This window comes from Pseudomonas cyclaminis, assembly GCF_015163715.1.
GTDB classification, from domain to species: domain Bacteria; phylum Pseudomonadota; class Gammaproteobacteria; order Pseudomonadales; family Pseudomonadaceae; genus Aquipseudomonas; species Aquipseudomonas cyclaminis.
Window position 1 is genome coordinate 1 of the sequence record NZ_JADDUM010000014.1, and the last position, 13,621, is coordinate 13,621.

The window sequence follows — 13,621 nt, forward strand, 5'->3', positions numbered from 1 at the left end:
AGTGGGGCGAATTATAGGCTTCCAGAATCTGGCGTCAACCCTTAATTTGGTTTTTCTATCAAATGGCATGTAGACCTGCAAATCCCTCTATATATAGAACGCCCCTTACGTCAGAAGGTGTATTTGAAGCTCGTCATGAAGTCACGGGGCACGCTGGTAGACCGGCAGGTTGTCCTGATCGATCTTGAACAACGCCGAGCTGGCATTGACTTTGTCGTCTTTGAAACTGCCCTTGACCCCCCACCTCATAACCGGTGCCTTCCTGGGGGGCCAGCGCTTTGTTGTTCCCATCGTGGATGCCATAGACCTGCGGGTTGAAGATTTTGGTGTAGCCCACAGGAGTGGCATTCGGAACGTTGGCGCCGCTGCCGTTCCAGTTGAATAGGTTCGGTACGGTGGGTTGGGATACGGCCAACTAATATCAATCCGCCTGCATCCAAGCCGGCAGGTCTTTTTTTTCACGCCCAGAACAGTGATCATCGCCCTCCCCCAAAAGCCACGAGAACCCAAGACCATGGAACTGACGCTGGAAGCGGTCGCGCTGTTTGCACTGAAACTGGTGCATGAAACCGATGACGGCAGCCCGCTTTTGCGCGACGACCTGGTGATGGATGGGTATGAGCGGGAGGTGTTTGGGTTGCTTGTGCGCCAGGGAGACTTGCCGACGATCCAGCTCAAGTTGCGTGCGTGTGTTGACCAGGCACTGGCCGCACTTGGCGGCGCGGATACGGTGTTGGGGCGGGAGTTGCAGCGGTTGGCGGGTGAGGTGCGGCAAGCCCGCACGCTGGAGGAACTGAACCCACCGCTTGACGCACTCATGGACTACCTAAAAGCCATCCAATGACGCACGTGGGGGGCTTGCCCCGATGGACGTCAACGATAACGCGCTCTAACTGACTCACCACAAGGACCGTCAAATGATCGACTTCAACAACAAAGGCTTCTTCAAGCTCAAGCAAAACAACGAATACGCCGAACGCGTCTCGGCCCTGCTGCTGGACGGCGAAGAAGTCATCGACGCCTATAAAGCCATGCGCGACGGCGTGGTCTTCACCACCAAACGCATCATCGCCGTAAACGTGCAGGGCATTACCGGCAGCAAGAAAGACTTCACCTCACTGCCGTACAAAAACATCGTCGCGTACTCGGTAGAAACGTCGGGCACGTTTGACCTGGATTCGGAGCTGGAGATTTACTTTTCGTCGCTGGGGAAAGTGAAGTTTGAATTTACAGGGAAGACGTCGATTGTTGAGATTTCGCGGATTATCTCCAAGCATCTGCTGAGCTGATCAGCGGATATACACCGATCAAAATGTGGGAGGGGCGGTGCGACGATTCGACTTGCCCTGGAACGTAGCAAACGTCCCGCTGATATAGAGAAGACCGCAAAAAATTGGAACATTCCTACCTAGGTCCAACATGAAACAGCACGAGACGATATTTCTGGCGCACGCTCATGAAGCACCTTAAATACCTGCTGTCTCGGTCGCTTCAAACACGCTTACTTTTCCCACAACCACCATCGAACAATGCCAATTCCATCCCCCTGATCCCTCCCCGTAGCCTCACTCCCTCGCACAAGGAAGTGAGCCCCTCATGTCAGAACGCTTTTACCCTCCCACCGAGGAGCAACTACGCGAGCAGCGCATCCTGACGCCGCAGCCAAAGCGTGCCGCCTATTCACCGTTGATTGATTTATTCGAACCAGGCCCTGCTGCGTCCCCTGCACCCGCCAAACCGCCGGGCTGCGTTTTTGTGAAGCCCTGCAAACTGCCTGACGGCCACACCCATTACGCAGACCCTACCGGTTACGTTCCTCTGGAGCTGATCAAGGAGTACGGCAACTTCACACTGCTGGGCGGCCGTGAAGTGGACCGCCGGGGCGCTGTTGCCCTGCGCAAGATCAGCGGCAGCGCCTTGCCCGTTGGCGTGGGGCAGCTGGCGTTGCGTACGGCGGTGGTGGAGTCGGCCGCTACCGCAATCGGTTCTGTGGCCGCGCCTTTGTTAGGCGGGTTGGTAGCGCTGGTGTGGCCAGCGGAGCTGGGTGATAGCGCGCTGTATAGCGAGGAGCAATTACGCTCGATGCAGCAGGCGCGTTCGCAGATGCGTTTGCATATCGAGCAGCGGGAAGACGGTACGCTCAAGGGCTATGGTTTTTACACCGGGGACAACCCCGCCTGGCAGATGATTGAAGTGGTGCAGTTCCAAACACGCAGCGATCAGTTCGTAGCGGATTTGGGTGAGGGTGTTGAGCTGATCTGGACGCCCGCCGTTGACCCAAGTGACACGCTGGGGATTCCGGCGTTGCAGGCTGCGCCGCAGGCGCCGGTTATCTGGATTTACCCGCCTACGGATAAGGCGGCGCAGATTCTGGTGAACCCGATTTACCCGCCGCAGTATCGGGATTTTATTCTGGTGTTCCCCGTGGCGTCTGGGGTTCGGCCGCTGTATGTGGTGGTGAGTGAGCCGCGGAAGGGGCTGAGGAATCCGGACCATGATTACTTTCCGGCCCCCCGAACAGAAGACATAACGGGCTTTCCTGGCTTGATCCCCCAAAGGCCTGTAACACCAAGGAAAGGCGGGAGTGGCTTACGCGAGCGCTGGATAGATGCAAAAGGCCGGAAATTATTCGAATGGGATGCCAAGAAAGGCGAGCTGGAAGTTTATCGAAACAGTGACTTGGAACACCTCGGCGCATTTGACCCATATACAGCTGAACGCCGAGGACCTGCGAAACCAGAACGCCGAATTTACAGATAAACAGGAATTCAAATAATGGTTATGAAAATCCGATTGCGCTGGTACGAAAAGCACAGCAATGACTTGAAAGCGGATGAGTATTCAGCCGACGTCGATGATGCAGACAGTGTTTTTGAAGCGTTAGATCTAGCCGAAGAAACCGCGATATATGCCGACGTTTTCAATCTGCTGCCTAGCTGGATACCGATCATTCAGCCGCACTTTCAGCACGTGATTGAACCCGCCAATCTCGACTACCAAATCTCCTTCCGCTACCAAGGCGCCTGGCCGCCACCTCCAAAACAACCCAAGGAAGCGTCATGAGAGCCACAGCGAAAAAGCCCCTCCTCTACCGCTCCGTCAACACCCGAACCCATGGCGTGCGCCACGGCAGTGGTGGCGCTTACCGGTACGAACGGAATACCAAGACCGAAAAAGACACGCTCGCCACCCGAGGTTCAATGCACAGCCATCAACGCCACGGTTTAGATTACACGCCGCTGTTCCGCTTCCTGCTGTCCAAGGTCGGTCAGCCATGGCGCGCGGTTTTCAGCGAAGCCAACGCACGCCTGGATCGGCCGAATCCGGTGTTCTGGGTGGTTGCGCTACATGAAAGCGAGAAACAGGATTACGTGAGAACGGATGAAAACAGCTACTACAGCGGCCTATACGTCGACGAGGCAGGTCTGCTGCAAAAGGTAGAACCACAACTGACACCTGAAAACATGAAACCTTATTGCGACTGCTGCACCCACACCTTCAACGGGGTGGTCGTCACGCAAGCGGTGGGCTATGCCCACCGCTGAATAACCGCTTAACCCGCCTTCGTCTCACCCCCCGCCCCACCAATCAACACCCGATTCGCCGGGTCCGTAATATCAAACACCTGCTGCATGCACGCCGAGCGACTTGGCGTGAACTGAAACTCCACCAAATACACCTTCGCCTTCTCCGGAATGAACGTGCTCTGCGGCGGCACGCAACTGTAGAAATCCCCATTGCCAATGCTTCCCGCGCTACTGAATACAGTGAGCTTTTTGCCTGGGTCCGCCTGGGTTTCCAGCTGTGGAAAACGCCGGAACCCGGCGCTGGTTACTGTTTGGACAGTTTTGGCGATCCAGTTGAAGACTTGGCCTTCGCCGTTGTACACCACGGTGCCGAGGATTTCCGGGCGCTGGTCGGGGTCGCCTTCGCGGCTGATGGCGAATTTGACGGGGTTGTTGCCGCCCACGGCTTTCATGATGACTTTGGCGTGTTCGGCGTCGACGGTTACGGTTTTCTGGCGAAACTGGATGCCGTCTTTAAGCAGGGTCGGCGAGGAGTCGCGTTGGTTGGATTGGCAGGCGCACAGGACCAAGGTGAGGGATAGCAGCGCAATTCGCTTCACAGGAAGATGTCCTTATCGGTGTGAGTTAAGTGTGATGACTGGACCCGTGTTTACACGGAATGTTCCGCCTGCCGCAAGATTGATAGCAGGGTGTTTAGTGCAATGACCTGTTAACTCTGACAGTAGATCTGTGCGCAATCCCGGTGGACCATGTCTTCAAGCCCAGCCTGTAGAAATTGCCAAGGAGGGAGTCCAGACCATGAGAGCCGCCTGTCGCCTGCTCTACTGCATCGCCTTGATCGTCTCGGGTGCTGTTTGGGCATTGGATAACAATGAAGAAATCACCCCCAGCGACGCGGGCTTCCAATACTGGATCTACTCAGTTACCTGGCAGCCGAGTTTCTGTGTATTGAAACCCGAGACCGCCGGCTGCGAAGCGCCACCGGAAAAATTCCTCACCCATGGGATATGGCCATACAACCGCAGCACGCCGGAAAAAACCAATCGCCACCCAGCCTTCTGCAATACGGCGCCAGGCTGTGAGCAAGGTAAAGAGTGCGAGATCAGCCCTGGCAACCTGGAGCAGATTGCCCATGAGCCGGCCATCGCGGAGCTGGTCACGGTTAATCCGGAGGGCATGTTTAAACACGAATGGAAGAAACACGGTACGTGTTCAGGCAAAGCGCCGCTGGCCTATTTCAATGACATCGTAAGGCTCAGGCCGGTGGTTCAATATGACCAGGCAAAGTTTGCCGCGTGGGTGGGCGCCAGCGTGATGTTTGAAGAACTTACCAGCGCGTTCCCTGCCAATGCGTCCTATCGGTGTTTTGTAAAAGACGAGAAACAGTACTTGCATGAGGTGTTCTACAGCGTCTCGCCCGACGGCGCCGCCTATGACGGGGACGCAGCGTTGCAAATCGGCATTCCTTGTAAAGACCAGCAGACCTTTATCCCCGCGGGCAAATGACGAGGCCCCTTCTGCGGGTTATTCACGCACGGCTTGGTTGAACACCAACCGCGCGCGCAACCCGCCCGACGCCAGGTTATGCAACGCCAACCGACAGTCGATCTTGCCGACGATCATCTGCACAATCGCCAATCCCAGCCCGACGCCATTGGCGTTGCCTCTGCTGTAGAAGCGTTCGAACAGGCGCCCCATGTGCGCCTCATCAATCCCCGGGCCCTGGTCAGCAATTGGCTACCGATGCGCGTGGCGGGATCGACGCCGTTGACCAGGAACTCCAGGGCCTCGCGGTGTTGCTCCGGGGTTTCAGCACTTTGTGCGTTCTGCGCGTGAATGCGCAGGATCGCCAATGGCGTGCGCAGTTCGTGGGCGCAATCGGGTTGGTGTTTGCCTTGCTGGCGGCGTTGCGGCTGGTGTTTGCGCTGGCGTCGGGGCCTGGCCGACCTGCTGGCTGGCGTGCCGTTTCGCAATGGCACCATGGGCCGTGATATCCAGCAATCGGCGCCGGAAAGCGAGCGCGTGGTGCCGTTGGTACTGCGCGAAGGCACCTTCCCAATCATTGGCGGTGTGACCCAGGACTTCCTGCTGCAGATGCAACACGACGGCAGCTCGCCGACCCAACACGACCTGGCGTGCATGAAAGTGCGCGGTTGATGCTGTTTCGCAATGTGCGGGAGTAATTATTTGGGCTGGAACGTTTCGAGGTACGCCAGGATGTTTTCAATTTTCTCCTGATCACTGATCCCCCAGAAGATCATCCGCGTACCACTCACTACCTTCTTCGGCGCTTCGATATAGGCGGCGAGTTTGTCCCGCGTCCAGACCACGCCGGAATTTTTCATCGCATCGGAATACTGATAGTCGGTGGTGGTGCCGGCAGGCCTGCCGATGATGCCGTTGAGTTCCGGGCCAAACCCGCCGCGCGCGCCTTCGCCGACGCTGTGGCAACCGCCGCAGGTCTTGGTGAACAGCTTGCCTCCCGCCTCGGCATCGCCGGCCGCAAGGGCTGCGTGGGTGCTGAAGATCAGGGCGAGGGTCATCACGGCACGGTACTTCATAGGGACTCCATATCGGCTAGTGCGGCGATTATGCCTGTTTGTCAGGAACGCATACCCATCCAGATCACCGCTTCGGTCCATGCAGTGACCACGGGCGTCAGCATCTTGAACCAAGGATCATTCACGTCGATCTGCGCCGCCGACTGGTCGTGATGGTGCTGTTCCTCATCCACAATCGAGGCAATGACCGCCACCGCCAGCGGGTCGATGTTGCACAGGGCGTGCAACTGATGGGCCAGGTGTCTAAGCACCACGCTTTCGACCGCCACGGTGGTGGTCATGATGGCTTTGCGACCACAGAGGCCGGTGAGCAAACCCAGCGCCAGGCCGCCGAGCCCGCACAGCCAGTAGCTGCGGCAACGCGGATATCCTCGGCGCTGCAACTCGGCCTTGAACACGGCACGGTGACGGCGCTCGTCGCCAAGGAATTCCGTGAGCTCCGCGACCAGGTTCGGGTTGAACAGCCGCGCCATGAACAGTTGGCCGCTGTAGATGCAAATCGCGCCATGCTCACCGGCGTGGTCGACTTTGATCATGCGGTTGCCAAGGTCAGGGTCGGTCAAGGGAGCGTTCACGGTTGATAGCCTTTTGCGTGGGTTACAAAGCACAGCCATCGTGCCGCACCTCCCGCCAAATACGCAAACTAGACACTCTGAATGACCACCCATCGTTTAGGACATATCCAATCGAACCTATCCCGCCGCGTTCGACTCCACCTTACTGACCCCTGATGGTGGAGTAAGGATCATGGCTCAGCCATCGATTTTAGTGCTGGAAGACGACGAGATCATTCGCTCGTTAATGGTGGATGTACTGGAGGAATTCGGGGCGCATGTAACGTCGTTTCCTTCGGCGGATGAAGGGATGATTTTTCTGGAACGTGATGATGAACAGGTCGACCTGATCGTCAGTGATGTTCAGATGCCCGGTTTGCTTAACGGCTACGACTTGAGTCGGGTGGTGGCCCATAGATGGCCGGAAGTGCAGGTGGTGCTGACGTCCGGCAACACCAAGATCGCAGAGCAACTAGGGGGCTCTGTACGGTTTCTGCCGAAACCGTGGAGCGCCGAACACCTGCTTGAGTGTGTGCAGACGGCGCTGACCCAGCAAGGCTCGCGCCTGCATTGATGGCGTCGCAACATCACTTAAACCGAACTTAGGGACACGCGCTACGGTCATTAATGAGCAAGAAGAGACTTTTCTGATCCACTGGTCAGGCTTTTCGCCCTGTACACACAGGCAATGGCCATGAGGTGTGTAGAATCATCGCCCACTTCTACGTCATTCATGGCCGGCAGGCCCACAGTTCGAGCTTATTGAATGCATTCACAGGTCCCTGACGTTGCTGCGCCCTCATTGCTGGAAGCGTTGCGCACAGGCACGGCCCTGCTGCATGTTGCGTTGGAAAAGCGCCTGCCATTTTTCAGCGAACATCTGGATGCCGACTGGTATCGACGCTTGCTCCAGGCGTATTACGGTTTTTATGAACCAATGGAAGCAGCGCTGTATGACTGTGAGTTGATCCCCGAAGGATTCGACACTGTATTGCGTGTGAAAACCCCGACGCTGTTGAACGATCTTCATGCCCTTGGCCTGAATGACGACGCCATCAACGCGCTCTCCCGCTGCCCCCATCTCCCTTCACTCGACACCCCCGCTGCCTGCCTCGGCGCCTTGTATGTGCTGGAAGGCGCTACCTTGGGCGGTCAGGTATTGCGCCGGGAAATGGCCCGACGCCTGGACCTGGATGCCGACAACGGCGGTGCGTTTCTCAATGTGTATGGCGCCGAGACCGGTCGGCGCTGGAAAGACTTTCTCGACTATCTGGGCTGCCAGCCATTGGACGCGTCAGCCAGACAGCGTGCAGTGGACGCGGCCGTTCGACATTCAGCTGCTTTGAGCAATGGCTCGACAGCCAGGAGGTACTGCTATGAAACCCGATGATTTTGAGGAACTGCTTGCCAACTGTGCCGACGAGCCGATCCGCTTTCCGGGGGCGATCCAGCCCCATGGTGTGTTGCTGACGCTGTCCGACCCCGACCTGAAGATCATCCAGGTCAGTACCAACGTCGCCAGCCTGTTCAACCATGCGCCCGAAGCCCTGTTGGGCCAACCACTGCATACGCTACTGGGCGCCGAGCCCGCTGCTGCCGTGCAACACATGGTTGAGCACAACAACTTTATCGACGCGCCGCCGCTGCACGTGGCCTTCAACGGTGTCAAATTCGACGGCCTGCTGCATCGCCATCAGGGCGTGCTGGTGCTGGAGTTCGAACCCTTGCTGGAAAACTTCCGGCCACGGGCAGTGAAGGGTCGCACCAGTGATCTGGGCAAGATGCTGCAACGTTTGCAGGCGGCGAAAACCCTGCAAGCGCTGTACGAAATCAGCGTGAATGAAATCCAGGCCATGACCGGCTACGACCGTGTGCTGATCTACCGTTTCGAAGAGGAAGGCCATGGCCAGGTGATCGCCGAAGCGTCGGCGCCGTCCATGGAACTGTTCAACGGGCTGTTCTTCCCCGCGTCCGACATCCCCGAGCAGGCCCGCGAGCTGTATCGCACCAACTGGCTGCGCATTATTCCCAACGCGGCCTATGAGCCGGTGCCACTGCTGCCCAAGCTGCGCCCGGACAGCGGCGAGCCGTTGGACCTGAGCTTCGCCACCCTGCGCAGTGTGTCGCCGATTCATTGCCAGTACATGCAGAACATGGGCGTACTGTCGTCCATGAGCATCTCGTTGATGAAGGGCGACAAACTCTGGGGCCTGATCAGTTGCGGCAACCGTGAACCGCTGCTGGTACCCAACGAGTTGCGCACCGCCTGCCAGACCATCGGCCAGGTATTGTCATTGCAAATCAGCGCCATGGAAGCCCTGGACCTGAGCCGACAGCGCGAGGAAAAAGTCGAGGCCCTGGCGCTGCTGGATCAGGCGATGAAAGCCTCGGCGGACAACGTGTTCGATGGCCTCGCCCAGCAAGGCCAAGTGCTGATGGACCTGACCCTGTCCAGCGGCATCGCGATCATCGAAGACAAACAACTGCACCGCTACGGCAACTGCCCGGAACCGGCGCAGATCCGCGCGTTGCACAAGTGGCTTCAGGAGAGCGGCGAGCCAGTGTTTTCCAGCCATAACCTGGCCTCGGTCTACCCGCCAGCCGCTGAGTTCCAGCAAATGGCCAGCGGTGTCCTGGCCATGAGCCTGCCTAAACCGGTGGACAACGGCGTGCTGTGGTTCCGCCCGGAAGTGAAAGAGAACATCAACTGGAGCGGCGACCCGAACAAGCCGCTGGACCTGGAAAACTCCAACGCTGGCCTACGCCTTCGCCCACGTACCTCGTTTGAAATCTGGAAAGTCGAAATGGCCGGCATCTCCACCAAGTGGAGCCATGGCGACCTGTTCGCCGCCAACGATTTGCGTCGCTCCGCCCTGGAAAACGACCTGGCCCGCCAGGTGCTGCGCGAGCAACAAGCCGTGCGTGCCCGCGATGAACTGGTGGCGGTGGTGTCCCACGACTTGCGCAACCCGATGACGGTCATCTCGATGCTGTGCGGCATGATGCAAAAGGCCTTCAGCTCCGACGGCCCACACACTTCGCGGCGGATTTCCTCGGCCATCGACACCATGCAGCAAGCCGCCGGGCGCATGAATGTGCTGCTGGAAGACTTGCTCGACACCTCGAAAATCGAGGCCGGGCGCTATGTGGTCAAGCCGGTGGCGCTGGATGTGAGCCAGATGTTCGAAGAGGCCTACTCATTGCTCGCACCGCTGGCGATGGAAAAAGGCATCGACCTGTCGTTCAACGCCGAGCCCGGTCTGTTGATCAACGGTGACCCCGAGCGGCTGTTCCAGGTGCTGTCGAACCTGATCGGCAACGCCATCAAGTTCACGCCACGCCAAGGCAATATCGGCATCAGCGCCATGAGCAACGGCGAAGAAATCGTGTTCTCGGTGCGTGACTCCGGCGAAGGCATTGCGCCGGAGCAGTTGCCCCATGTGTTCGAGCGCTACTGGACCCAGACCGAAAACAACCCCACCGGCAGTGGCTTGGGGCTGTATATCACCCAAGGCATCGTCCAGGCCCATGGCGGCAAGATCGTGGCGGAGAGTGAGGTGGGCCGTGGCAGTGAGTTCCGGTTTACCGTGCCGAAGGTGATTGGAGACTCACACACCTGACACTCCCACCGTGATCTGGTGTTGTCGTCACACCGGCAACACCACCACCACCTCCAACCCACCGCCCGGGCGTTCTGCCAGGGTTAGAGTGCCGCCGTGCTCCAGCACAATGGCGCGGGCAGTAGACAGGCCAAGCCCGACACCGCCGGTGCTTTTGTTGCGTGAATTTTCCAGGCGATAAAACGGCAGGAACACCTGTTCGCGGTGCTCGGCGGCAATCCCCGGCCCGCGATCCCGCACGCGGATCACCACTTGATGCGCCCCTTGTTGCAGTTCGATTTCCGGCGCGTGCCCATAGTGAATGGCGTTGTCCATCAGGTTGGTCATCACGCGCTTGAGGCCCAGGGGCCGGCCGAAGTACACCAGGCGTGGCGGGCCGCTAAAGGCCAGGTCGATGGCCTGGTCGCGGTAGTCGTCGATCAAGGTTTGCAACAGTTCCGACAGGTCCAGCTGAGTAGCCTGTTCCAGGCGAGCGTCGTCGCGAAAGAACGCCAGCGCGGTGTTGATCATGGCCTGCATTTCATCGACATCACGAAACAGCTTTTGCTGCTGCTCAGCGTCCTCGATGAACTCTCCACGCAGGCGCAGGCGGGTCAGAGGGGCGCGCAGGTCGTGGGAAATCGCCGCGAGCATCTGGGTGCGGTCCAAAATGAAGTGCCGCAACTGCGCCTGCATACCGTTGAAGGCGAGGATGGCATGGCGAATTTCGTGAGGGCCGACCGGTTCGATGGACGGCGCACGAAAGTCGGCACCAAAGCGCCGCACGCCCTGGGCAAAGTGTTGCAAGGGGTGAGCCAGCCGACGGGTGGCGATCAGGGTGACCAGTGCGGTGGAGATCAACACCAACAGCACCACGATCAGGCTGCGCGCGCCCTCGTCCAGGCCCCAGCTGCGCGCACGGGCACTGAACATCAGCCAGGATTGATCGGCCAGTTGCATCAGCAGCACATAGTGACCGTTGCCACCCGGCCAGTCGGTGGGTTCGTAGGCTTCCATGGGACGCACCGGGCCCTTGAGCAGCTGTTTGAAGGCCTGTTCGCCTGAATGGAAATCCGGGTCGTCCAGCGGCGGCAGATCGAAGGTTTCCCGCCGCTGCGCCCACGCCACGCTGAAGGACTCATCGCCCATCACTTGGGCCAGGTGCGGCCGCTGCGCCGGCTCCGATCCTTCGACCACACGCACTGCCACGGCAATTTTTTCCAGCAACCCGGTTTCGGTCAATGGCGGCCGCGCCCACACGCCCGCCAACTGCACAAACAAGGCGTTGAACGCCAGCGCCGTGAGCATCGCAATCAAGATCGTCAGGGCGATCCAGCGCGCCACCGTGTCACGTGGGCGGCTCATGAGCGGGTCACGCTGGCAGTGAACTGGTAGCCACCATTGCGCACGGTGCGGATCATGGCCGGACGCTTGGTGTCGAACTCCAGCTTGCGGCGCAGGCGACTGACTTGCACGTCGATGCTGCGGTCGAAGGCGTCATGGTGGTGGCCGCGGGCCAGGTTCAGCAGTTGTTCGCGGGTCAACACACGTTGGGGATGCTCGACAAACACCAGCAGCAGGTCGAATTCGCCGGAGGACAGCGGGATCATCACCTGATCGGGCGAGCGCAGTTCGCGCCGTGTGAGGTCCAGTTGCCAGCCGGCAAAACGGATCAACGGGCGAGCCACCTCGCCATGGGCAGCCGGTTGTCACCTGCGCGGCGCAACACCGCACGTACCCGGGCCAGCAGCTCGCGGGCATCGAAGGGTTTGCTCAGGTAGTCGTCGGCGCCCATTTCCAGGCCCACCACGCGGTCACTGAGTTCCCCCATCGCAGTGAGCATGATCACAGGCGTGGCGTATTGCTGGCGCAAACGCTGGCACAGCAGCAGACCGTTATCGCCGGGCAGCATGAGGTCGAGGATGATCAGGTCGGCGGGCTGGCGTTCCATGGCCGCCCACAGTTCGGCGCCACTGGGCGCGGTCTCCACCGCGTAGCCGTGTTGCAGGAAAAATTTCTTCAGCAGCGCGAGGACTTCAAGGTCATCGTCCACGATCAACAGGTTGCTCACCGGCAGGCATCACTTGGCTGGGTCAAGGCGTCATCTAAAACCATTCGACGCGGCCCGTCATATATTTCAATCGTGCAATAAAGCGTCAACGGCGCAATAAACCGGACATCTTTGCGCAAGGCACCAGCGCCAGAATCGGCGTCCCTTTTGCGGAGACTGTGCCCATGCGTGCGCTGACCTACCCCCACCACCTGGCTCGCCAGGCGGTACTGTTGCTGACTGTGTCCTACCTGGCGGGCTGCGCGAACCCGACGAAAGCGCCGTCCACCCGCTGCGCGCAGGTGAACTACCCGGTGCATGATCCAGCCGAACGGGTCAACCGTAGTGTGTTTGCATTCAACCGGGCGGTGGACAACTACGCCCTGGCGCCTGTTGCTCGCGGTTACCGCTACCTCCCGGAATTTTTCCAGCAGGGTGTGCATAACTTCGCGAGCAACTTCAGCGAGCCGAAGGTATTTATCAACGATCTACTGCAAGGCAACCCACGCCGTTCGGTCAACACCCTTGGCCGTTTTGCAGTGAATACCACGGTAGGTGTGGTGGGGCTGATTGATGTGTCCGACCGCCTGGGCATCCCGCGCCACTCCGCCGACTTTGGCCAGACGTTCGGCGTATGGGGCGTGGGTGCCGGGCCGATTGTCGAATTGCCATTGCTCGGCACCAGCAACAGCCGCGATGCGACAGGCAAGGTGTTGAGCTTCCTGGTTTCGCCGCTGGGAGACAGCGATACCGTGCAGACATTGGGCACCATCAGCCTGGTGGGCGGAACGGTCGACACCCGGGCGTCATTGTTGCCGCTCACCGACAGCCTGCAAAAACTGCCGGATTACTACAGCGCGTTACGTAATGTGGTGGCACAAAACCGCGCAGCCTTCGTGCTGGAAGGCAAGGAAGGCGCGACATCCCCTGCCACCGAAGGCTGCGCAAAGGGCACCGCTGATGACTTCTGACTACGGTCGTCAACGGCCGTCATATCTTGCAGCAGGGCGTTTATAGCTCGCCCCTCCTCGCCCTCTGTAAGTTTGGCGCCACTTCGCTCTAAAGGGCGAAGTCCCCCTAGACTGATAGAAGGATACTTCCATGCTCAGCCCTATCTCCGCAGTGCCCCCACTTCAATACCCCGCTGCGCCGCAGGATGACGCCGCCCTTCAACGCAAGAAGCGCAGCATTGATGACCGTCAATCGCAACTGGAGCCTCAGGAGTCCGACGGTTCAGCGCGCAACCGCCGCCGCACGGGCGGCGGTGGCCTGGACAGCCTGGGCAAGGGTAACCTGCTCTAAATCGTCGCACGAAGGGCTGTGCACAGCC

Annotated in this window: 14 protein-coding genes and 4 pseudogenes; 12 read left to right on the forward strand and 6 right to left on the reverse strand. The window is 59.2% G+C overall.

What is annotated here, in order from left to right; all coding sequences use genetic code 11:
• Positions 1 to 514 precede the first annotated feature (514 nt).
• From IQK56_RS01410 to IQK56_RS01430, 5 genes are all read left to right on the forward strand, one after another.
• On the forward strand, positions 515 to 844 hold the full coding sequence (locus IQK56_RS01410) for a hypothetical protein (RefSeq protein WP_122305921.1): 330 nt from the start codon (positions 515 to 517) through the stop codon (positions 842 to 844).
• A 73-nt stretch (positions 845 to 917) separates the two neighbouring features.
• Positions 918 to 1,289: a PH domain-containing protein gene (locus IQK56_RS01415; RefSeq protein ID WP_053257892.1), complete on the forward strand. Its 372-nt coding sequence runs from the start codon at positions 918 to 920 to the stop codon at positions 1,287 to 1,289.
• 307 nt (positions 1,290 to 1,596) lie between these two features.
• Entirely contained in the window at positions 1,597 to 2,760 is a 1,164-nt protein-coding gene (locus IQK56_RS01420) for an S-type pyocin domain-containing protein (RefSeq protein ID WP_193901518.1), read from the forward strand.
• A 15-nt stretch (positions 2,761 to 2,775) separates the two neighbouring features.
• On the forward strand, positions 2,776 to 3,063 hold the full coding sequence (locus IQK56_RS01425) for a colicin E3-like toxin immunity protein (RefSeq protein WP_122305919.1): 288 nt from the start codon (positions 2,776 to 2,778) through the stop codon (positions 3,061 to 3,063).
• The gene (locus tag IQK56_RS01430) at positions 3,060 to 3,545 is read left to right on the forward strand and encodes a hypothetical protein (protein WP_193862235.1); all 486 of its coding nucleotides are present in this window, start codon (positions 3,060 to 3,062) and stop codon (positions 3,543 to 3,545) included. The genes IQK56_RS01425 and IQK56_RS01430 overlap by 4 nt, the downstream gene beginning before the upstream one ends.
• Before the next feature lie 8 nt (positions 3,546 to 3,553).
• Here the strand turns inward: IQK56_RS01430 and IQK56_RS01435 are convergent, their stop codons facing one another.
• Complete coding sequence (locus IQK56_RS01435; RefSeq protein ID WP_150762360.1) at positions 3,554 to 4,126, reverse strand: hypothetical protein; 573 nt, start codon at positions 4,124 to 4,126, stop codon at positions 3,554 to 3,556.
• Positions 4,127 to 4,256: 130 nt separating this feature from the next.
• Here IQK56_RS01435 and IQK56_RS01440 point away from each other — a divergent pair, with 130 nt between their 5' ends.
• On the forward strand, positions 4,257 to 5,033 hold the full coding sequence (locus IQK56_RS01440; RefSeq protein ID WP_193862234.1) for a ribonuclease T2 family protein: 777 nt from the start codon (positions 4,257 to 4,259) through the stop codon (positions 5,031 to 5,033).
• Between the two features lie 18 nt (positions 5,034 to 5,051).
• Here the strand turns inward: IQK56_RS01440 and IQK56_RS01445 are convergent.
• Positions 5,052 to 5,407: pseudogene (locus tag IQK56_RS01445) on the reverse strand (sensor histidine kinase); the annotation flags it as partial.
• A gap of 55 nt (positions 5,408 to 5,462) precedes the next feature.
• On the opposite strand from IQK56_RS01445, the pseudogene IQK56_RS01450 reads away from it, so the two are divergent.
• Positions 5,463 to 5,710 (forward strand): annotated as a pseudogene (locus IQK56_RS01450) (sulfatase); the annotation flags it as partial.
• Here the strand turns inward: IQK56_RS01450 and IQK56_RS01455 are convergent.
• Together IQK56_RS01455 and IQK56_RS01460 are read right to left on the reverse strand one after the other, a co-directional pair.
• Positions 5,711 to 6,088 carry a c-type cytochrome gene (locus tag IQK56_RS01455; RefSeq protein WP_150762358.1) on the reverse strand — a complete coding sequence of 126 codons (378 nt, stop codon included), beginning with the start codon at positions 6,086 to 6,088 and terminating at the stop codon, positions 5,711 to 5,713.
• A 41-nt stretch (positions 6,089 to 6,129) separates the two neighbouring features.
• Positions 6,130 to 6,663 carry a demethoxyubiquinone hydroxylase family protein gene (locus IQK56_RS01460; RefSeq protein ID WP_341869475.1) on the reverse strand — a complete coding sequence of 178 codons (534 nt, stop codon included), beginning with the start codon at positions 6,661 to 6,663 and terminating at the stop codon, positions 6,130 to 6,132.
• Positions 6,664 to 6,835: 172 nt separating this feature from the next.
• Here IQK56_RS01460 and IQK56_RS01465 point away from each other — a divergent pair, with 172 nt between their 5' ends.
• The 3 genes and pseudogenes from IQK56_RS01465 (at position 6,836) to IQK56_RS01475 (ending at position 10,262) form a co-directional block, all read left to right on the forward strand.
• Entirely contained in the window at positions 6,836 to 7,216 is a 381-nt protein-coding gene (locus tag IQK56_RS01465; RefSeq protein WP_122305914.1) for a response regulator, read from the forward strand.
• Between the two features lie 192 nt (positions 7,217 to 7,408).
• Positions 7,409 to 8,022, forward strand: a pseudogene (locus IQK56_RS01470) (biliverdin-producing heme oxygenase).
• A complete protein-coding gene (locus tag IQK56_RS01475) occupies positions 8,019 to 10,262 on the forward strand; it encodes an ATP-binding protein (RefSeq protein ID WP_193862233.1) in 2,244 nt (747 codons plus the stop codon). The pseudogene IQK56_RS01470 and the gene IQK56_RS01475 overlap by 4 nt, the downstream one beginning before the upstream one ends.
• A 27-nt stretch (positions 10,263 to 10,289) precedes the next feature.
• On the opposite strand, the gene IQK56_RS01480 is transcribed toward IQK56_RS01475, so the two are convergent.
• Together IQK56_RS01480 and IQK56_RS01485 are read right to left on the reverse strand one after the other, a co-directional pair.
• On the reverse strand, positions 10,290 to 11,606 hold the full coding sequence (locus IQK56_RS01480) for a sensor histidine kinase (RefSeq protein WP_193862232.1): 1,317 nt from the start codon (positions 11,604 to 11,606) through the stop codon (positions 10,290 to 10,292).
• A pseudogene (locus tag IQK56_RS01485) lies at positions 11,603 to 12,312 on the reverse strand (response regulator). The gene IQK56_RS01480 and the pseudogene IQK56_RS01485 overlap by 4 nt, the downstream one beginning before the upstream one ends.
• A 164-nt stretch (positions 12,313 to 12,476) precedes the next feature.
• Here IQK56_RS01485 and IQK56_RS01490 point away from each other — a divergent pair.
• Together IQK56_RS01490 and IQK56_RS01495 are read left to right on the forward strand one after the other, a co-directional pair.
• A complete protein-coding gene (locus IQK56_RS01490) occupies positions 12,477 to 13,262 on the forward strand; it encodes an MlaA family lipoprotein (RefSeq protein ID WP_122305909.1) in 786 nt (261 codons plus the stop codon).
• 130 nt (positions 13,263 to 13,392) lie between these two features.
• Entirely contained in the window at positions 13,393 to 13,593 is a 201-nt protein-coding gene (locus IQK56_RS01495; RefSeq protein ID WP_193862231.1) for a hypothetical protein, read from the forward strand.
• Positions 13,594 to 13,621: the final 28 nt, after the last annotated feature.